General features: G+C 71.2%; 20 protein-coding genes. 12 read left to right on the top strand and 8 right to left on the bottom strand.

The features are described 5' to 3' along the window. Window positions 1-3: 3 nt before the first annotated feature. Window positions 4-1503, top strand: coding sequence for an MFS transporter (locus ACLJQF_RS09320; protein ID WP_410607816.1), 1500 nt, complete (start codon window positions 4-6; stop codon window positions 1501-1503). A gap of 42 nt (window positions 1504-1545) precedes the next feature. Here the strand turns inward: ACLJQF_RS09320 and ACLJQF_RS09325 are convergent, their stop codons facing one another. From ACLJQF_RS09325 to ACLJQF_RS09335, 3 genes are read right to left on the bottom strand one after another with little or no spacing between them, the layout of a single operon-like run. Then, on the bottom strand, window positions 1546-2205 hold the full coding sequence (locus tag ACLJQF_RS09325) for a response regulator (RefSeq protein ID WP_410607817.1): 660 nt from the start codon (window positions 2203-2205) through the stop codon (window positions 1546-1548). Next, complete coding sequence (locus tag ACLJQF_RS09330) at window positions 2202-3344, bottom strand: sensor histidine kinase (RefSeq protein WP_410607818.1); 1143 nt, start codon at window positions 3342-3344, stop codon at window positions 2202-2204. Before ACLJQF_RS09330 ends, ACLJQF_RS09325 begins: the two co-directional genes overlap by 4 nt. After that, window positions 3341-4174, bottom strand: coding sequence for a CPBP family intramembrane glutamic endopeptidase (locus tag ACLJQF_RS09335; protein WP_410607819.1), 834 nt, complete (start codon window positions 4172-4174; stop codon window positions 3341-3343). Before ACLJQF_RS09335 ends, ACLJQF_RS09330 begins: the two co-directional genes overlap by 4 nt. 156 nt (window positions 4175-4330) lie before the next feature. Here ACLJQF_RS09335 and ACLJQF_RS09340 point away from each other — a divergent pair, with 156 nt between their 5' ends. Both ACLJQF_RS09340 and ACLJQF_RS09345 read left to right on the top strand, forming a co-directional pair. After that, on the top strand, window positions 4331-4819 hold the full coding sequence (locus ACLJQF_RS09340) for a SigE family RNA polymerase sigma factor (RefSeq protein ID WP_410607820.1): 489 nt from the start codon (window positions 4331-4333) through the stop codon (window positions 4817-4819). Beyond that, window positions 4819-5550, top strand: a complete 732-nt coding sequence (locus ACLJQF_RS09345) for a hypothetical protein (protein ID WP_410607821.1) — start codon at window positions 4819-4821, stop codon at window positions 5548-5550. The genes ACLJQF_RS09340 and ACLJQF_RS09345 overlap by 1 nt, the downstream gene beginning before the upstream one ends. Window positions 5551-5716: 166 nt before the next feature. Here ACLJQF_RS09345 and ACLJQF_RS09350 read toward each other — a convergent pair whose 3' ends face one another. From ACLJQF_RS09350 to corA, 3 genes are all read right to left on the bottom strand, one after another. Continuing rightward, window positions 5717-6556, bottom strand: coding sequence for a chromosome partitioning protein ParB (locus tag ACLJQF_RS09350; protein WP_410607822.1), 840 nt, complete (start codon window positions 6554-6556; stop codon window positions 5717-5719). After that, window positions 6556-7203 carry a metallophosphoesterase family protein gene (locus ACLJQF_RS09355; RefSeq protein ID WP_410607823.1) on the bottom strand — a complete coding sequence of 216 codons (648 nt, stop codon included), beginning with the start codon at window positions 7201-7203 and terminating at the stop codon, window positions 6556-6558. The genes ACLJQF_RS09350 and ACLJQF_RS09355 overlap by 1 nt, the downstream gene beginning before the upstream one ends. 181 nt (window positions 7204-7384) lie before the next feature. Continuing rightward, window positions 7385-8467: a magnesium/cobalt transporter CorA gene (gene corA / locus ACLJQF_RS09360; RefSeq protein WP_410607824.1), complete on the bottom strand. Its 1083-nt coding sequence runs from the start codon at window positions 8465-8467 to the stop codon at window positions 7385-7387. Window positions 8468-8787: 320 nt separating this feature from the next. Here corA and ACLJQF_RS09365 point away from each other — a divergent pair, with 320 nt between their 5' ends. Beyond that, on the top strand, window positions 8788-9291 hold the full coding sequence (locus ACLJQF_RS09365) for a MaoC family dehydratase (protein WP_013223004.1): 504 nt from the start codon (window positions 8788-8790) through the stop codon (window positions 9289-9291). A 7-nt stretch (window positions 9292-9298) separates the two neighbouring features. Then, entirely contained in the window at window positions 9299-10393 is a 1095-nt protein-coding gene (locus ACLJQF_RS09370; protein ID WP_410607825.1) for a DUF2332 domain-containing protein, read from the top strand. A 177-nt stretch (window positions 10394-10570) separates the two neighbouring features. Here the strand turns inward: ACLJQF_RS09370 and ACLJQF_RS09375 are convergent, their stop codons facing one another. Next, window positions 10571-10984, bottom strand: a complete 414-nt coding sequence (locus ACLJQF_RS09375; RefSeq protein WP_410607826.1) for an NUDIX hydrolase — start codon at window positions 10982-10984, stop codon at window positions 10571-10573. Window positions 10985-11180: 196 nt separating this feature from the next. On the opposite strand from ACLJQF_RS09375, the gene ACLJQF_RS09380 reads away from it, so the two are divergent. The 7 genes from ACLJQF_RS09380 (at window position 11181) to ACLJQF_RS09410 (ending at window position 17604) form a co-directional block, all read left to right on the top strand. Further along, on the top strand, window positions 11181-11345 hold the full coding sequence (locus tag ACLJQF_RS09380; protein WP_162146229.1) for a hypothetical protein: 165 nt from the start codon (window positions 11181-11183) through the stop codon (window positions 11343-11345). Between the two features lie 21 nt (window positions 11346-11366). Beyond that, entirely contained in the window at window positions 11367-11927 is a 561-nt protein-coding gene (locus ACLJQF_RS09385) for a PH domain-containing protein (protein ID WP_003095467.1), read from the top strand. Window positions 11928-11976: 49 nt separating this feature from the next. Then, on the top strand, window positions 11977-12849 hold the full coding sequence (locus tag ACLJQF_RS09390; protein WP_410607827.1) for a PHP domain-containing protein: 873 nt from the start codon (window positions 11977-11979) through the stop codon (window positions 12847-12849). A gap of 1 nt (window position 12850) precedes the next feature. Continuing rightward, window positions 12851-13480, top strand: a complete 630-nt coding sequence (locus ACLJQF_RS09395) for a MarC family protein (RefSeq protein WP_364013155.1) — start codon at window positions 12851-12853, stop codon at window positions 13478-13480. 124 nt (window positions 13481-13604) lie between these two features. Beyond that, on the top strand, window positions 13605-16067 hold the full coding sequence (locus tag ACLJQF_RS09400) for an alpha-L-rhamnosidase C-terminal domain-containing protein (protein WP_410607828.1): 2463 nt from the start codon (window positions 13605-13607) through the stop codon (window positions 16065-16067). Window positions 16068-16149: 82 nt separating this feature from the next. Next, window positions 16150-17001 (top strand): RecB family exonuclease, encoded by an 852-nt coding sequence (locus ACLJQF_RS09405; protein ID WP_410607937.1) that lies wholly within the window; start codon window positions 16150-16152, stop codon window positions 16999-17001. A 12-nt stretch (window positions 17002-17013) separates the two neighbouring features. Further along, entirely contained in the window at window positions 17014-17604 is a 591-nt protein-coding gene (locus tag ACLJQF_RS09410) for a hypothetical protein (RefSeq protein ID WP_410607829.1), read from the top strand. Window positions 17605-17810: 206 nt separating this feature from the next. Here the strand turns inward: ACLJQF_RS09410 and ACLJQF_RS09415 are convergent, their stop codons facing one another. Then, window positions 17811-19124 carry a hypothetical protein gene (locus tag ACLJQF_RS09415; RefSeq protein WP_410607830.1) on the bottom strand — a complete coding sequence of 438 codons (1314 nt, stop codon included), beginning with the start codon at window positions 19122-19124 and terminating at the stop codon, window positions 17811-17813. Window positions 19125-19150: the final 26 nt, after the last annotated feature.

The raw sequence follows: 19150 nt of genomic DNA on the forward strand, positions 1-19150 counted from the left end.
TCCATGACCGAGTCCACACTCGCCGTCGCGCCGTCGGGGGACACGCGCGCCGGCGAAAACCCGCACCACGCCAGACGCTGGCTGATCCTGGTGATGATCGGCATCGCGCAGCTGATGGTCGTGCTGGACGCGACCGTCGTGAACATCGCGCTGCCGTCGGCCCAGGTCGACCTGGGCTTCTCCAACGACGCCCGGCAGTGGGTCGTCACGGCCTACGCGCTCGCGTTCGGCAGCCTGCTGCTGCTCGGCGGGCGGCTGGCGGACCTCTTCGGCCGCAAGAACGCCCTGCTCGTCGGCCTGGCCGGCTTCGCCGCGGTGTCCGCCCTCGGCGGCTTCGCGGCCAACATCGAGATGCTGCTGGTCGCCCGAGCGGCCCAGGGCGTGTTCGGCGCGCTGCTCGCGCCCGCCACGCTTTCCCTGCTGACCACCACGTTCACCGACCCGAAGGAACGCGGCCGCGCGTTCGGCGTGTTCGGCGCCATCGGCGGCGGCGGCGCGGCGGTCGGGCTGCTGCTCGGCGGCGTGCTCACCGAGTACCTCGACTGGCGCTGGTGCATGTTCGTCAACATCATCTTCGCCGTCATCGCGTTCGTCGGCAGCTCGGTGCTGCTGCGCAACCAGAAGGACGACGGCCCGCGGCCGAAGCTCGACCTGCCGGGCACGGTGACGGCGTCGGCCGGCCTGTTCGCGCTGGTCTACGGTTTCGCCAACGCCGAGTCCGACTCCTGGTCCGCGGTGTCGGTCTGGGGCTTCCTGGCCGCCGGCGTGGTGCTGCTGGGCGTGTTCGTCTGGCTGCAGCAGCGCGTCGAGCACCCGCTGCTGCCGCTGCGCGTGCTGCTCGACCGGGACCGCGGCGGTTCCTACCTGGCGATGTTCCTGCTCGCCATCGGGATGTTCGCGATCTTCCTGTTCCTGACGTTCTACGTGCAGCAGAACCTGCAGTTCACGCCGATCCAGAGCGGCCTCGGGTTCCTGCCGATGGTGGCGACGCTGATGCTGTCGGCCACGACGGCGACGGCCGTCCTCCTGCCGCGCTTCGGCCCCCGGCCACTGGTGCCGACCGGCATGGCGATCGCGGCCGTGGGCCTCTTCTGGCTGAGCGGGATCGGTCTCGGCAGCACGTACGCCTCCGGCGTCCTCGGCCCGCTCCTGGTGATGGGCTTCGGCATCGGGCTGGCGATGGCGCCGGCGATGAGCGTCGCGACCTTCGGCGTCGAGGCGCGCGACGCGGGTGTCGCGTCCGCGGCGGTCAACACCGCGCAGCAGGTCGGCGGCTCGATCGGCACGGCGCTGCTTTCGACGCTGGCCGGCAACGCGGCCACGGCGTACATCGCGGGCAAGACCCCGACGCCGCAGCTGGCGGCCGAAGCGGCCATCGAGAGCTACACGACGGCCTTCACCTGGGCCGCGGTGATCTTCGTGGCCGGCGCGGTGCTCAGCGGCCTGTTGCTGCGCCCGGGCGTCCCGAAGGGCGAAGCGGCGCCGGGCGCCGTGCACATGTAGTTCCCCGTGCGTGACCGGGCCTCCCGTCGGGGGGAGGCCCGGTCACGTCACCAGGCCGTGGCGGTAGGCGTAGACGACCGCCTGGACGCGGTCGCGCAGGTCCAGCTTCGTGAGGATGCGCGACACGAACGTCTTCACGGTTTCCTGGCTGATCACCAGCCGTTCCGCGATTTCGCTGTTGGACAGGCCGTCCGCGAGCAGGCGCAGAACCTCCAGCTCGCGGGGCGTCAGCCGGACGTCCGGTGCGGCGTCCGGGGCGGGCCGGATCCGGGCGGCGTGCCGGCCGACCAGCCGGCGCGTCACCTCCGGGTCCAGCAGGGCCGCGCCGGTGGCCACGGTCCGGAGCCCGTGCAGCAGCCGGTCCGGCGGTGCGTCCTTGAGCAGGAACCCGCTCGCCCCCGCGCGCAGCGCCTCGTAGACGTACTCGTCGAGGTTGAAGGTCGTCAGCACGAGCACTTTGACCGGGTGCGGCACCCCGGCGCCGGCCAGCAGCCGGGTGGCCTCGATGCCGTCGAGCACCGGCATGCGCACGTCCATCAGGACGACGTCCGGGCGCAGCCGGGCGGCGAGGTCGACCGCGGCCCGCCCGTCGCCGCACTCGCCCACCACCTCGAAATCGGGCTGGGCGCCGATGATCGTCACCAGCCCGGTGCGGATCAGCATCTGGTCGTCGCAGACCAGGACCCGGATCGGTGCGCTCATGCCGGGTTCCCGGTGGGGATCCGGGCGCACACGGTGAAACCGGCGCCGTCGCGGTCCGCGCTGAACTCGCCGCCCAGGACGCCGACGCGCTCGCGAAGCCCGGCGAGGCCGCGGCCGCTCCCGCCGGGGGACACGCTCCCGGAACCGGCCGTGCGGACCGCCACCGCGATTTCCCGGTCGCCGTGGTGCACTTCGACGGCGGTACGGCTGCCGCGGGCGTGCTTGAGCGCGTTCGTCAGTGCCTCCTGGACGACCCGGTAGGCCACCAGGTCGGCGCTGCCCGCCGACTCCGCGGGCGTGCCCTCCTCGGTGAACTCCACCGGCTGCCCGGCCTGGCGGGCCTGCTCGACGAGCGAGCCGAGCCCGCCGGGGGAAGGCCGGCCGACCTCGGTCCCGTGGTCGGGGTTGAGCAGGTCCAGCAGGTGCCGCAGGTCCGTGATGGCCCGGCGGCCGGTGTCGGTGATCGCGGTCAGGGTCCCCTCGAGCCGCTCCGGCGCCGCGGTCAGGTACCGGGCCGCCTCGGCCTGCACGACCATCGCCGTCACGTGGTGGGTGACGACGTCGTGGAGCTCGCGGGCGATGGTGGCCCGCTCGGCGGCCCGGGTGTCCTCGGCGACGCGGCGGCGGTACCTGGCTTCGGCGGCGCGGGTCCGGCGCAGCCAGGCCCCGATGCCCCACGCGAACACCAGTAGCAGGTAGAACGTCACGAACTCCGACACCGGCTCCGAACCCGACCGGGCGAGGAGGACCGCCAGCACCACGTACGCCACGGAAAGCAGCGCCGCGGTGAGGTGCCGGCGCCGGTCCAGGTGGGCGCCCGCGCTGACCAGCGCGATGGCCAGCGCGGAGGCCGCCACCGAGTGGTAGCCGCGGAGCTGGTCGACGGCGAAGCCGATCGACACCAGCGTCGCGCACAGCGCGGGCCACCGCCGTCGCAGGGCGAGCGGGAGGCTTTCGACGGCGATCATCACGACGGCCAGCGCGTCGAAGGGCCGGGCAGGCACCCCGCCGAGCTGCGTCCCGTGGCCCTGGATCACGGGCAGGAAGGACGCCGCGAGGAACAGCAGTCCGACGGGCAGATCGCGGATCACGACGTCGAGCCGGCGCCACCGCGCCAGGGCCGCCCGGTACTCGATCACGCGGAAAGTGTAGTGACGTCGGCGGTCCGCTCGTCGCGCCGGCGGGGCACCAGCCGGCCGCGCCGGTGGGCCAGCCGCAGGAACACGCACGTCGCCAGGAAGCAGAACAGCACCGAGTACAGGCTGCCTTCCGGTCCGAAGTCCCCGCCGGTGACGATCGACGGCCCGGACGTGACGGCGTCCAGCAGCCCCTGAGGGGCGCCCTTGCCGGAGACCACCGTGCCGAAGATCCCCGCCCCGGCGAAGTTCCAGCCGAAGTGCAGGCCGATGGGCAGCCACAGCTTGCGCGTCGCGATGTACGCGGAGGTCAGCAAGCCGCCGCCCTCGATGGCGATGGCGATGGCGCCCCACAGGCTCGCGTGCTCGTTGAACAGGTGCACGACGCCGAACAGCAGGCCGCTCAGCACCAGGGCGAGCCAGGTACCGAGCCAGTTCTCGACGATCCGGAACAGGAGGCCGCGGAACAGCAGTTCCTCCGTCACCGCCGCCGCGGCCATGAAGCCGGCGAGCCCGAGCGCCCCCGGCACGGTGCCCCAGCCGCGGATCTCGTAGTCCCCGAGGAGGGCGATGTTCGCGATGACGGCCGCGAACAGAGCGATCCCGACCAGCGTCCCCCGGCCGAGCGCGCGCCGGGCCCCCGACCCGGCGAGCTCGGTGACCGGGCGGTGTTCGGTCTTCCGCACCACCCAGCGGTAGGCGAGAACCGCGAGCACGGCGGTCAGGCCGCCGAAGAACAGCGTCAGCCACGGATTTCCGTCCACCGCGGCAACACACAGCTGCCCGGCGAACGAGACCGCCGCCACGGCCAGCAACTGCCAAACGATCCTCATGAGAACCCCTACGTCTCACCCGCGATCCGGTGTCCCGCGGCTGTGGAGAACGCTAGGGAGCCGGCGGCCGGGAATCGTCCCCACCGAGTGGACACCCGGGCGTAGCTCGCACGGGGGACACTTGAACCTTCCCGGGGCCCACGCACTAATAAGGGTGTGTCGAGAGACGTCGATTTCAGCGAGTACTTCGCCGCGCGGGTCCAGCGGTTCCGCCGGGTGGCGTTCGCGCTCTGCGGGGACTGGCACGCGGCCGAAGACCTGGTCCAGGCGATGTTCGTCCAGCTGTACCGGCGCTGGCGCCGGGTCCGGCCGGGCACGGTCGACGCGTACGCGCGCCGCATCCTGCTGAACCTGTTCCTGGCCGGTCGGCGGGTCTCCGGGCGCGAGCACGTGACGTCTTCGGTGCCGGACCGGGAGTCTCCACCGGGCCGGGACACGCCGTTGCGCCTCGACGTGGAGCGCGCGTTGGCGGAGCTGACGCCCCGGCAGCGCGCGATGGTGGTGCTGCGGTTCCTCGAAGACCTCTCGGTGAGCGAGGTGGCGGCGTTGCTCGGCGTCGCCGAAGGAACGGTCAAGTCCCAGACGGCCCGCGGGGTCGAGGCGTTGCGCACGGCCCTGCCGGCGCCGGCGACGGAGGAGTCGTGATGGAAGACGTCCGGTCTGCGTTGACGACGTACGTGACGGAAGGCGAGCCGCCGATCGGCCTGTCCGGCGACGCGGTGCTGACGGCGGCCCGCCGTTCGCGGCGGCAGCACTTGCTCACGGGGGCGGTGGCGGTGTGCGTCGTCGTGCTGGCCCTCGGGCTGGCGGTGGTGGTGCTGCCGAACCGGGGTCCGGTGGCGGGCCCTGCGTGCCCGTCCGGGGCGACCCGCGAGGCGTTGGTGGAGCGCTTGAGCTGCGTGGTGGGACAGGCCGTGCGCGCGCTGCTGCCGCCGGACGCGCGGGTCTCGCGACTGGGGGACGAAGGGCCGTCCGACCCGTTCGCCGTCGTCGCGGACCCGGTCGGCGAAGCGCCGCGGGAAGCGAACTTCCGCACGGACGTCCGGGTGACCGACGCCCGGGGTACGGGGTCGGTGACCGTGGTGCTGTACCCGACACCGAACTCGGCGACCCCCTTGTGCGTCCCGGGCGATTTGATCTCGTGTTCGGTGGAGCAGCTGCCGGAGGGAACGCTGCAGCTGACGACGGACCGGAGCACGGGGGCGTTGACCTACCGGGCGGCGTTGTCGGCGCCCTGGGGGTATGCGGCGGTCTCGTCCAACGACACGGGGGAGCCGGAGCGGAAGGACCTGCAGACGCCGTCCCAGCGCCCGGAGCCGACGCTGACGCTCGACCAGGTGCGGCAATTGGCGTTGACCCCGGGGCTGGCCTTTTAGGGGACGAGGGCGACGAACCCGAGGCCGGTCGTGCGCCCTGGTGTCGCGCGTCTGAGGTTCGTCGACAGCGGCTGACTCAAGCGCCCCAAGGCGGCCTTGGTTGCGTCTGACGCACCCAAGGCGGCCTTCGGTGCGTCAGACGCACCGAAGGCCACATTGGGGCGCTCTAGGGACGGCGGGACCGCAGCGTCTCGATGACGTCGTCGTCCCAGCGGTGGGTGCGGATCAGCCGGTACCGCTCCGCCGCCACCCACATGTACGCCTCGGCGTCCGTCCGGTCGCCGATCAGGTCCGCCTGCCGCAGCATGCCCACCACCGGGACGAACTCTTCCTCGAACCAGCGCTGCGCCACGCTCGCCCGGTCGTGGAACTTGCCTTCGTCCTGCATCAACCGGAATCCCCACGCCTCCACGTGCTCGCCCAGCTTCGCGTAGTCCCACGGGTCCGACACGATCACCGACGCGCGCGCGTGGCCGGTCAGCGGGACGCGCTCCAGGAACAGCCGCCGGTAGTCCTTGACGATCAGGTCGCCGCGGTGGCGGATGCCGCTCGGGTCCAGTTTGGTGCGGACCACCGTCACCATTGCCTCTATTGTGGACAGTCCCTGGGCGAGCGCCACCGAGACGCGGTGGTGGCCGTCGATGATGAAGTGCAGTTCGCCGACCCGGTAGACCTCGATCGGCGGGATCTCCTCGCCGCGGCGGGCGGCCACGGCCAGGCGTTCCCAGCGCTCGCGGACGCGGGCCGACGTCGGGCGGAAGCGGCGGTCGAAGTCGCGGCTGCGGTCGACCGTGCCGACGATCGAATCCAGCTTGATCACCCGCAGCCCGATCCGGTGCTCGCCGAGGTAGCCGAGCGCCTCCACCACCTCGTGGAACGGCAGCATGATGTTGACGTCGTCGGGCTCGCGCCGCAACCACGTCGAAAGCCGCGAGAGCACCTGGCCCCGGCGCGCGCGGAGGAAGTCGTTCTCCGCGTCGGCGCGGGGGAATCCCGTTTCCTTCATCAGAACTCCATGATCCGGTGGCCCACCACGTTGCGGATCCGGGTCGTGCCGACCACCCGGTCCGGCACCGGCTCGCCGTGGGGGTGGATGTGCCCGTGCAGCAGCCACTTCGGGCGCAGCGCCTCGATGGTCCGGTGCAGGCACGCGAACCCGCGGTGCGGCGGGTCCTCGCGATCGCCCAGGTTCCGCGGCGGCGAATGCGTCAGCAGGATGTCGACGTCGTGCCCGTCGCGCCACCGCCGGAAGCGGGCGCGCCGGACCAGCCCGCGGGCCCGCCGGGCCTGCTGGCGCTGCGTCCACTGGTTCGGCCCGTCGTTGTAGCGGATCGAACCGCCGAGCCCGGCGAACCGCAGGCCGGCGACGTCGACGAGGCGTCCGTCGGCGTTGATACCGCCCGCCGGGCCGGGCCAGGCCGTCGGGAAACCGTCCTTCATGGACAGCCCGCCGTAGCGCGTGTAGCCGCTCAGGTCCGGGTCGTGGTTGCCGGGCACGAACACGCACGGCACGTCGAGCGCGCCGGCCAGGAACGCCAGGTAGTCGTAGGGCAGGTCGCCCGCGCCGATGACGAGGTCGACGGCGTGGCCGCGGACCGCGTCGGTCCACAGCCGTTCGTCGACCTCGTCGGAGACGACCAGCGCTTTCGGCATGCGCCCAGGGTACGACGCACGGGCGTCATTTCATTCCGTGCGCGAACCCCGGGTCGGCGACGATGACGAAAGTGATGACGACGATCCACAGCACGCTGAGCGCGAGCGCCCAGAACTTGAGGTTGGACAGCAGCCTGGACATGGCGGTTCTCCGAAGGAATCCGGTGGAAAGAAAGGGGACCTAGAGCCAGCCGTTCTTCCGGAATATTCGGTACAGCAACAGGCAGATCGCCAGGATCACGCTGATGACCAGCGGGTACCCGAACTTCCAGTGCAGCTCGGGCAGGTAGTCGAAGTTCATCCCGTAGATGCCCGCGATCATCGTCGGGACGGTGATGATCGCCGCCCACGACGTGATCTTGCGCATATCGGTGTTCTGCTGCAGCGAAATCTTCGCGACGGTCGCGTCGACCAGGGTGGACAGCAGTTCGTCGAACGCCGCGACCCGCTCGGACACCGTCGTGAGGTGGTCGGCGACGTCGCGGAAGTACGAGCGGACGTCGTCGGGCACCAGCCGCGTGTAGCCCTCGGCCAGGCGCTGGATCGGCGTGGCCAGCGGCATCACCGCGCGGCGCAGCTCGAGGACCTCCCGCTTCATCAGGTAGATCTGCTCGGCGCTGACCTGCGAGCGGGGCGCGAAGACCTGCGCCTCCATGACGTCGATGTCGTTCTCGATCCGGCCGGTGACGTCGAGGTAGTGGTCGACGACGTGGTCGGTGATCGCGTGCACGACCGCGGACGGGCCGAGCTGCAGGCGCTCGGAGTCGTCGTCCAGCTCGCGGCGCAGCCGCGCCAGGCCCGAGTGGTTCCCGTGGCGGACGGTGATCACGAAGTCCCGGCCGAGGAACACCATGAGCTCGCCGGTCTCGACGATTTCGTTCGCCGTGGTGGGTGATTCGTGTTCGACGTACCGGACGGTCTTGACCACCAGGAACAGCGTGTCGTCGTAGCGCTCCAGCTTGGGCCGCTGGTGCGCTTCGAGCGCGTCTTCGACGGCCAGCTCGTGCAGCCCGAACGTGTCCGCGACGCCCTGGATCTGCTGGGCGTCCGGCTCGTGCAGCCCGATCCAGACGAATCCCTCGTGCCGTTTCCGGACCTCTTTGATCGCCTCGGAGTGGGTCCAGCGGCCGGGCAGGCGCTCACCGGCGACGTAGACCGCGCAGTCGACGACGTACGCGGACAGCGGCACCGGAATCGGGCGCACCGGGACGGCGGCCTTGTTGCCGCGGCCGCGAAGGCCACCGAGCGAAGGAATGGCAGGCATGGGATCTCCTGGTGTCGTGCGTGGTCGTGCGAGACGACTGACCAGGGGCGGAAATGCGTCCGCCCGGCGACACACCAGCGTTCCCGGGAGAGAGAAGGCCTACCAGAAGATGAGCCGGCCGGCCGGTGAGGTGGGAACGCTGGGACTACTAGGGAGCGGACTATCGCCACTACTCATCGAGTTCCTCACCTCCTTCGGGCCGGGTGCGACAGTGGTGGGGCTCGCGTTGACGCGCGAACACCGATGGTTGAGGGTACTCCTCACTACGGATGCGTGTCGTACCAGCCTCACGCGGTGTTACGTGGAACGGGAGATGACGAGTGCAGTTCGGTCGGTACTACGAGGAGTTCGAGGTCGGTGCGGTCTACAAGCACTGGCCGGGCAAAACGGTCACCGAATACGACGACCACCTGTTCTGCCTGATCACCATGAACCACCACCCGCTGCACCTGGACGCGCACTACGCCGAGGAGACGACCGACTTCGGCAAGAACGTCGTGGTCGGCAACTACGTCTACTCGCTGCTGCTGGGCATGTCGGTGCCCGACGTCTCCGGCAAGGCCATCGCGAACCTCGAGGTCGAGTCGCTCAAGCACGTGAAGCCGACCTTCCACGGCGACACGATCTACGGCGAGACCGAGGTGCTCGACAAGACGCCGTCGAAGTCCAAGGACGATCGCGGCGTGGTGTACGTCGAGACGCGTGGTTACAAGCAGGACGGCCTGATCGTGTGCACCTTCCGGCGGAAGGTGATGGTGCCGAAGCGCTCGTACGGGGAGACTCGGGGCGGCGAGCAGCCGGGCCGTCCGGTGCCGCACGAATGAGGCTCTGATGGACCTGGACGGGATCAAGGAAATACTCCGCACGTTCGCGGAAGTCGAGGCCCGCGGGGTCTCGCCGCTGTACGAGCACCTGGCGCTGCAGGCCGCCGCGGACGACGACGTCGCCGGGCTGCTGGCCGCGGCCCGCGACGGCGAGGTCCGGGGCACGCTGCTGATGGCGGTCGCGCACCGGCTGGTGCAGGCCGACCCGATCCACCCGCTCTCGCGGTACTACCCGTCGCTGGGCGGCTTCGACGGCGTCGACTCCGAAACGTGGCCGCTGTTCCGGTCGTTCCTGCTGGAGCGGTCCGAGAAGGCGCGCGCGTTGATCGCCGCGCGCTACACGCAGACGAACGAGGTCCGCCGGGCGGCGTTGCTGTACCCGGGGGTGGCCCGGGCGGCCCGCGAAGCCGGCGGGAAGGTGTCGCTGCTGGAGGTCGGCTGCAGCGCGGGGCTGCTGCTGGGCCTGGACCGGTTCGGCTACCGCTACCAGTGCGACGGTGGCGACCAGCTGACGGCGGGCCCGGCGAAGGCCGCGGTCGGGTTGCACTGCGCGCTGGACCTGGCGCCGGGCGCGGTGGTCCCGAAGCTGCCGAAGAAGCTCGCCCTGCTCGACCGGGCGGGTCTCGACCGGGCGCCGGTGGACCTGTCGGACGAGGACGAACTGGCGTGGCTGGAGGCGTGCGTCTGGGCGGACCAGCCGGACCGCATCCGGCTCCTGCGGACCGCGGCGGCCGAGCAGGCTCGCCACCGCCCGCGGTTGATCACCGGGGACGGCGTCGACGACCTGGCCTCGGCGGCCGGGTCCCTGGACGGGCCGCTGGTGGTGCTGACGAGCCACGTCCTGGGGTACTTCTCCGCGTCGCGGCGGTCCGCGTTCGTTTCGGAGCTCGCTTCGCTGGCGTCTTCGCGGCCGGTGTGGTGGGTTTCGGAGGAGTTCTACGGAGCCGGCCTGGAGGAGGTGCTCCCGGGGCGTGCGGACCTGGCCGGCGCCGACGGGCTCGCGACGCTGGGCGTCGTGCGGTGGGAGGACGGGAAGGCCGAGGCGCACGCCCTGGCGCGGACCGCGCCCCACGGGCAGCGGATGACCTGGCTGCCGCTGTAGCGGCTCGCTCACCCGGCAGCGCAGCTCAGCCAACGTCTTGAATGAGTCATTCAGGACCTCCGAAGCCCTGAATGACTCATTCAAGACACCGCAGCCACACCAGCGCCGCCGAAACCGCCCCCTTCGGGCCCGCTCCTCGACTTTGCCGGGGATGGGCGGGGCCGCTGTTCGGCGGTCTCAAGCCCGCGGCAACGCCCCCCACTCACGCAACGTCACGAAAAGCCGGTCGACCAGTTCCCCGGCCGCCTCCAACTCCGCAAGGTCTGCCGCATCGGACCAACGCGCGTCCGAGGCATCGTCACCAGCCGTGAGAACCCCGCCGTCGACCTCGCAGGCGTAGTCGAAAATCTCGTACGGTCCCCGCCGGACCGAGCCGACCAGTGTGCCCGGAATCACGTCCAGACCGGTCTCCTCGAAAAGCTCCCGGACCACGGCCTCTTTGTCCGTTTCGCCTGGTTCGACTCGGCCGCCTGGCAGCGACCATTGCCCCGAACCGGGGTTGTTCAGGCGCCGGATGAGCAGCAAACGGCCGTATCGGTCGAACACGATGCCGCCGACACAGCGGATAGTGGCGCTGGTGAGGCCCTCCATGTCCCGAAGGGTAGACGTAACCGAGGTGAAAACGGATGTCCTGTACACGGAGAGTAGCCATACGGTACACTTCGGACCGCGTGCTGCCCCAAGCGCGGGACTTTCCTCCCCTGCGCCTGTTCAGTGCGGTACAACGTAAAACGTCAGGATCTCTGCTGTTGTCCGGTGTCGCTGTAAGAGACGGGATTTGATCGCGGTGAACGTGAAGAAGATTGCGGGCCTCGCTGGTATCGCGTTGGTGCTGTTCTTCGTCATCGCCCAGCCCGGGCAGGCTGCCGGTCTGGTCGGCAACATCATCGACTTCCTTCGGAGCTCGGCCGAATCGGTGATCACCTTCGTCAGCAACGTGTTCAAGGGCTGATCGCGGGGTTACCCTCGAACCATGTTCGCGCCACGCGACCCCGACGAGTACCTCCTCGACACCGAGCGGCGGGTCATCCGGATCCGCCGCCACTGGGCGGTGCTGCTGTGGGACACCTTCGAGGCGGCCGCGCTGCTGGCCGTCTGCGTGCTGGTGTCCTACCTGCTGCCACCGGCGCTGTACATCGGCCAGAACATCCTCTGGTACGTCGCGCTGCTCGTCGTCCTGCGGTTCGCCTACGTGGTGATGGAGTGGTGGGTCGAGCGCCTGGTGGTCACCGACAAGCGGTTCGTCATGACCACCGGCGTCTTCACCACCAAGGTGCTGATGATGCCGATCAGCAAGGTCACCGACCTCAGCTACGTCCGCACGGCCACCGGCCGCATGATGGGCTACGGCACGATGGTGGTCGAGTCGGCCGGTCAGATCCAGGCGCTCAACAAGATCGACTTCCTGCCGCGGCCCGAAGAGTTCTACGACACGATCTCCGAGCTGGTCTTCGGCGACAAGCAGAAGCAGGCCGAACGCTTCTCGATGATCAAGGCCCAGCGGGCCGCCCGGGGCAAGAAGCCGGTCGGGTGACGCGCGCCGGGGTGTCCCGGCCGCGGTGTGACGCACCGCATCGTCGACAATGGACACGATGCGCATCGACCTGCACGCCCACTCCACCGCTTCCGACGGCACCGACACGCCGGCCGGGCTCGTCGCCGCGGCCGCGAACGCCGGGCTCGACGTCGTCGCGATCACCGACCACGACACCACCGCGGGCTGGGCGCCCGCTTCAGCAGCGGTGTCACCAGGCCTGACGCTGGTTCCCGGCGCCGAGCTGTCCACGGTGTCGATCGACCCCGGGACCGGGCGGCAGATCAGCGTCCACCTGCTCGCCTACCTCTTCGACCCGACCTCCGAGCCGATCGTCACCGAGCAGACCCGGCTGCGGCTCGAGCGCCGCACGCGGCTGCGGCGGATGGCCGAGCGGATGGCCGCCGACGGCCTGCCGATCGACGCCGACGAGATTTTCGGCCTGCTGCCCGAGGACTCCCCGCCCGGACGTCCCCACCTGGCCCAGGCGCTGGTCCGGGCCGGGCTGGTCAAGTCCGTCGACGAGGCCTTCGCCGACTACCTCAGCCCCCGCCGCGGCTACTACGTCGCCCGGCGCGACACGCCGGTCGAGGAGGCCATCGACATGATCGTCGCGGCCGGCGGCGTCACGGTCGTCGCGCACCCCTTCGCCTTCAGCCGCGGCGCCACCATCAGCGAGGACACCCTCGCCGGGCTGGCCGCGCGCGGGCTCACCGGCGTCGAGGCCGACCACCCCAACCACGACGCGCCGACGCGGGCCCGCACTCGCGAGCTTGCCGGCGAGCTCGGCCTGCTCGTCACCGGGTCCAGCGACTACCACGGCACCAACAAGACGATCGCGCTCGGCGAGTGCACCACCGACCCCGGGCAGTTCGAGGAGCTCGCTTCGCGCGCTACGGGCTTCCAGGTCGTGAAGGGCTGACATGGCGCTCGCCGACGTCTTCGACGCGAAGCTGTTCATGAGTGCGACGATCACCCTGATCGTCATCATGGACCCGCCCGGCACCGTGCCGGTGTTCCTCAGCCTCGTCGGCCGCAAGCCGATGGCGACCCGGGCGCGCGCCGCCCGGCAGGCCGTCCTGGTGTCGCTGCTGGTCATCAGCCTGTTCGCGGTTGCGGGCCAGGCGATCCTGGCCTACCTCGGCATCGGCATCCCCGCGCTGCAGGGCGCGGGCGGGCTGCTGCTCCTGCTGATCGCGCTGCAGCTGCTCACCAGCAACGGCCACGAGCCCGAGGCCGCGGCCGAAGACGTCAACGTCGCGCTCGTGCCGCTCGGCACGCCGCTGCTGGCCGGGCCCGGCGCGATCGCCGCGACCATCGTGTTCGTCCGGCAGGCCGACGGGCACATCGGCGCGTACATCGCGCTGGCGCTGGCGATCGTCACGACGCACTTCGTCATCTACCTGTGCATGCGCTACTCCGGCCTCGTCATCCGGCTGATCAAGGAAAGCGGCATCACGCTGCTGGCCAAGGTGGCCGGTCTGCTGCTCGCGGCCATCGCCGTGGAGCTCGTCGCGAACTCCGTGCGCGGGTTCATCGCCGGCGGGAACTGACCCGCCACCCGGGTTGTCCTGCCGGACAGGATGCGCCAGGGTCGTTGACATCGTTGGCACCGCTCCCGCAGCCTGAATCTCAGCTCCGCGTTTGAAACGATTCAACGCCATGCGGGAGGCCTCGATGAAGTGGCTCAGAGCAGTCCTGCCGGTCACGGTGCTGGTGGCGAGCGGCGTGGTCGCCGCGCCCGCCGACGCCGCACCAGGCTGGCAGAAGTACGTTGTCGCACCTTCGGGCCGGGACGTCCGGCCGGTGCGGGTGCTGTCCACCACCGGCGACGTCGCGAACCCGAACGGCCTGCTCGGGCGTGGGGTGGCGACGTTCAAGCGGCAGGCGCCGCCGCCGAAGCCGGTGTGGCCCGCGGGCACCACCGCGGCCGCGTCGTCGTTCCACGCGCCGAACAACGGCGGCAACGGGCAGCCCCGGACCTACGGCCCCGGCAACGCCGTCGACGGCAACACCGAGACGTTCTGGAACGACGACACGATCGGCGCCTACCCCGACGTCCTGACGATCACCGCGGGCGCGCCGGTCGCGCTGCCCGGCGTCACCGTGCTGTCCAATGTGGACGGTGTGCCGCAGGACTTCACGGTCGAGGTGCTGGACGCGGGCGCGTGGCGGGTGGCTGCCACGGTCGGCGGCAACACGGCGGTGCAGCGCGCGGTCACCTTCGACCGGCCGGTGACGACCGCGCAGGTCCAGATCACCGTGACCAAGGACCAGAACACGCCGTCCGGCGAGTTCAGCCGCGTCGCCGAGGTGTGGCCCGGCGTGGTCGCCGACCCGCCGGTGCCCACCGCCGTCGTCGACTTCGGCAAGGTCGTCGCCGGCTACCCGAAGATCGCGTTCGCGGGCGCGTCGGCGAACCACCCCGGCATCCGGGTGTCGACCTCGGAGACCCAGCAGTACCTCGGCGAGCGCTCCGACTTCTCGCGCTCGGACTTCTCGGGCGGGCCGGGCAGTGACCAGATCGCCGTGCCCGCGACCCCGACGGTCTGGCGGGACACCAAGGGCTGCGCGGCCGGTACCCAGGTGTGCGCGGACGGCCTGCGTGGCTTCCGCTACCTGCGGATCAGCCTCGACGCGCTGCCGTCGGACGCGCCGTTGACCCAGCCGTCCGGTGAGGTGCGCATCAGCGGCGTCTCGCTCGACTTCACGCCGTTCCTCGGCACGCCGTCGACCTACCGTGGCTGGTTCGAGTCGTCCGACGAAGACCTGAACAAGTACTGGTACGCGGCGTCCTACACGAACGAGCTGGGCATGGACACCTTCCGGGAGTCCGATGTGGACCCACGCGGCGCGTTCTCGCCATCGCTGGACGGAAAGCTGGTGCTGCACGATGGCGCGAAGCGCGACCGGGATCCGTACGTCGGCGACGTCGCGGTCTCCGGCCTGACGCAGTACCTGACCCACCAGGACGGCACGGCGGCTCGGAATGTTCTCGCCGACCTGGCCGACCACCAGCGTGCGGACGGCTGGATCCCGCCGGCGTCGATCAACAACTACACGTTGCCGCTGTTCGACTATCCGCTCTGGTGGGTGACCTCCAGCTGGGACTACGTGCTCTACACGGGCGACACCGCGTACGCGGCTTCGTACTACGCGCACCTCGTGAAGGCGCTCGACAGCTGGTACCCGTCGGTGACCGATTCGCACGGGTTGCTCGCGAAGGGCCTCAACGGCACCGGCGGCTACGGCGACTACGCGTTCCTGCCGCGTACGGGCGAAGTGACGTACTACAACGCGTTGTACGTGCGGGCTCTTCAGGGGGCCGCCGGTCTGGCGCGGGCGACGGGGCACCCGGCCGACGCGGATCGGTGGCTTTCGCGGGCTTCGGGCGTCTCCGCGGCGGTGAACCAGTACCTGTGGGATCCGGCGGCGGGCGCGTACCTCGACTCGGCGACGGGCGCGGTGCGCCACGGCCAGGACGGCAACAGCCACGCTGTTTTGGCCGGCATCGCGTCTCCTGCCCAGGCCGCTTCGGCGCTGGCGCGGCTCGCGGCGGGCGCGTTGCCGTACGGGAACCCGTTCATGGACAACGACACTTTGGTGGGCGACGGCACGAAGCGGGTGTACGCGTTCACGTCGTTCCCCGAGCTGCAGGCGCGGTTCCGGACCGGGCAGCCGGCGTCGGCGATCGACCAGATCAAGCGGATGTACGGCTGGATGGCCACCCACGACCCGGGCATCACCGCCTGGGAGGGCATCGGCGAGGGCGGCTCGCACTACGAGCAGGGGTACACCTCGGCCGCGCACGGCTGGTCGACCGGTGTGGTGCCGGTGCTGACGAACGAGCTGCTGGGCGTCTCGCCGACGTCGCCGGGCTTCGCGACCTGGACGGTTTCGCCGCACCCGGGCTCGGTTTCGTGGGCTCGCGGAGCGGTGCCGACGCCGAAGGGCGCGTTGTCGGCTTCGTGGTCTCAACAGGGTTCGGTGTTCTCGTTGACGGTGACGGCGCCGCGGGGGACGTCCGGCTCGCTGGTGGTGCCCGCCGGCCGGCTGGTGCTGCTGGACGGGCGAGCGGTGCGCGCGGCGGGGGCGTTGCAGGTGGCGGGCGGGACGCACACCGTGCTCGTCGTGCGGTGAACCGGCTTTTCGCGCGGGGCGGCCTCGCCCCGCGCGGAAAGTGTCGGTGGTGGTGCGTAGCGTGGGCGGCGTGAAGGACCAGATGGGCTTCGACTTCGGCGTGGCGCAACCGGTGCGGCTCACGAAGGTCTCGCCGGCGCGGCTGGCGACCTTCGACGACTGCCCGCGCCGGTACCGCCTCGCGTACCTCGAACGGCCGACGCCGCAGCGCACCGGGCCGTGGGCGCACAGCACGCTGGGCGCGGTGGTGCACAACGCGCTGCGGGCGCTGTTCGACCTGCCGGTGCTCAAGCGCGTGCCGCAGCGGGCGGTGGCGCTGGTGGCCGAGTACTGGAAGGACGCGGGCTTCGAGAGCGACGAGCAGGCGGCGCGCTACCGGGCGCGGGCCAAGGGATGGGTGGCGGAGTACGTCGAGGACAACGACGTCTCGCACGACCCGGTCGGCTTGGAGCGCTGGGTGTCGGCGCCGGTCAGCGGATCGCCGGGGGAGCGGCCGTCGATGATCATCGAGGGGCGCGCGGACCGGATCGACGCGCGTTCGGGTGAGCTGGTCATCGTGGACTACAAGACGGGCCGCCGTCCGCCGGACGAGTACGAAGCCCGGGCGTCGCAAGCACTGGCGCTGTACGCGGTGGCGGGGGCGCGGACGTTGCGCATGCCGTGCACGACGGTGGAGCTGCACCACGTGCCGACGGGCACGATCGCGGCGGCGGAGCACACCCCGGAGAGCCTGCAGCGGCATTTGCAGCGAGCGGAAGAGACCGCGGGGGACCTGCGGCTGGCCATGGATACCCTGGACGCGGGCGGCGACGGGGACGTCCTGTTCCCAGCCCGCCCGGACCGCCGATGCGCCTGGTGCGACTTCAGGCCGAGCTGCCCGACGGGCCAGGAAGCGGCCCCGGCGGCGCAGCCTTGGGACCTGCTCGCGCCCTGAACGGGAGGGAACGTGGCTTCACCGGACACCGACGAACTGGCGACCACCCCGCTGCCGGCGGGGCCGCCGTTCGCGCGGCAGCAGCCGGCGCCACAGGCGCGGCAGCAGCCGGCACCACGGGAGTCGGCACGGCAGGAGTCGGCACAGCAGGAGTCGGCGCCACGGGAGTCGGCACAGCAGGAGTCGGCGCCGGAGGCTGAGGCGCCGACCGTCGAGCAGAAGCGGATCGTGCCCGAGCGGACCGAGCCCGCCAATGCCTCCCCCGAGCGAATCGAGCCCGCCGATGCCTCGCCGGCTGCCGAGGGCGATTCGTCCACCGGGTCCGCCAAAGCCCGCGGCCGCTGGTGGCGGGGGTTCACCGGTTCCCTGGCCGCAGGCCTCACCGTCCTGGCGATCGGGGTGCTCGTGGTGGCGGTCATCTGCCTGTTCACGGGCGCGCCCGGCCCCGGCCCAGCCCTCCTGATCGGCCACCCGGTAGCGGCAACGCTGGCCCTGCTGGCTCAGCGGGTCGCCGACCGTCGCAACGGCCCCCCGGCAGCAGGAGCGGGCCTGGTGGTGGTGCTGTTCACCGTCTCCGCACTGACCATCTTCTGGCTCGCCTGACCCCGAGGCCCCCGGCTTCCGCCCCAGTCACGCGAGATGCCCGCCCAGTCACGCGAGATGCCCCTCGGCTCTCGCAGACCTCGCCTCCCACCGCGGGACCCGGACCGGACCTCGCGCGACTGCCGCCGGATCTCGCGTGACCAGGCGGGCTTCTCGCGTGATTCGGCGGGCTTCTCGCGTGCCTGGAGGGGCATCACGGGGCTTGGCTACTTCAGGGCCGTGAGGGTCGGGCCGCGCTGCTCCAGCAGCACCGGGCCGGCCGCAGCCAGGCGGACCACGCCCGTATAGCCGCGGCGCTCGACGCCGACCGTTCGGATCGTCGATCCGTCGTTTTCGTTCAGCACGGCCAGGCCGCCCTTGATCGGGACCACCAGCTGCTGGGCGAACATGATTCCCGGGCCGGCCGCGCTGCTCAGCGTCCAGCGCGGCGACAGGTCGTCGCGGGACAGGGCCACCACCTTCGACCCGCTGAACCAGTACATGTTCGCCGCCGTCTGGGTGGTCGCCTCGACACCCGACGGCGGGTCGGCCGCCAGGTCGCCCGCCGGGACGTCCAGCGGGTACGCCGCCCGCTGGGTGCCGTCGCCGTTGTACACCACCAGGAGCTTCTGGTCCGGCAACACCACCGCCGTCAGGTCGCCCGACATCGCGATCACGCGGGCGCGCTTGCCCGCCAGCACCGAACTGAAGCTGACCTGGGGTTCGTCGTCCTTTTCCGGCGTCGCCTTGTACACCGTCAGGCGGTCGGCCGAGTCGCCCGGACAGCGCTCGATCACGCCGATCTTGCCCGACGCCGTCGCGACCGTGCCGTACGTGCAGCCCGTTCGCGGCTGCTTGCCCGCGTTGACCAGCGCCGGGACCTGGCCGTACTCGGCGCTCTGGACCAGGTCGTCGCGCCAGGTCGTGAGGAGCGACTTGCCCGTTGCCGTCACGTGGGAGCCGTCGTCGACCAGCTGGGTGCCCAGCTCCGCGTTGCCGTTGCGCTGAGCGGTGATCCGGCCGGTGCCCGGGTCCAGCTGCGTGACCTCGCTGCAGTTGCGGCTCTTGTGGTAGACGGCGTTCAGCCGCCCCCACACCGAGTCCAGGGTGCACAACGGCAGGTCACGCGTGTAGTGCCAGCGGATCTGCCCGGTCAGCGGGTCGCGGGCGGCGACCTCGCCGCCGTCCGCGGTGGCCACCGACTCGCCGGCCACGACCGGGACCGGCGTCGCGCCGCTGGGGGCGCTCCAGATCTCGGAGACCGATCCCGGCACCTTGTCCGGGACCGCGGGCAACGCCGGGGGCGGCGCCGCCTCGGTCCGGTCGGTGGCCGCGCTGTCGCTCGTCGCGCCGATGATCAGCGCGACGGCGACCGCGACCACCGCGACCAGCGCGGCGGCCACCCTGTCCCGCCCGCGGTTCCACGGCGAACGCCGGGCCTTGACCCGCGGGGCGGGCGGAGTGCTCTCGGGAGCGTCCTCGAGTACGTCCTCGGACCCGTAGGCAGGCGTCTCTTCAGCCGCCTTCTCGACGTCGCTCACGTACCCGAACCCCCCGATGGAGAAGC

The organism is Amycolatopsis sp. lyj-109, assembly GCF_046548995.1.
Lineage (GTDB): Bacteria > Actinomycetota > Actinomycetes > Mycobacteriales > Pseudonocardiaceae > Amycolatopsis.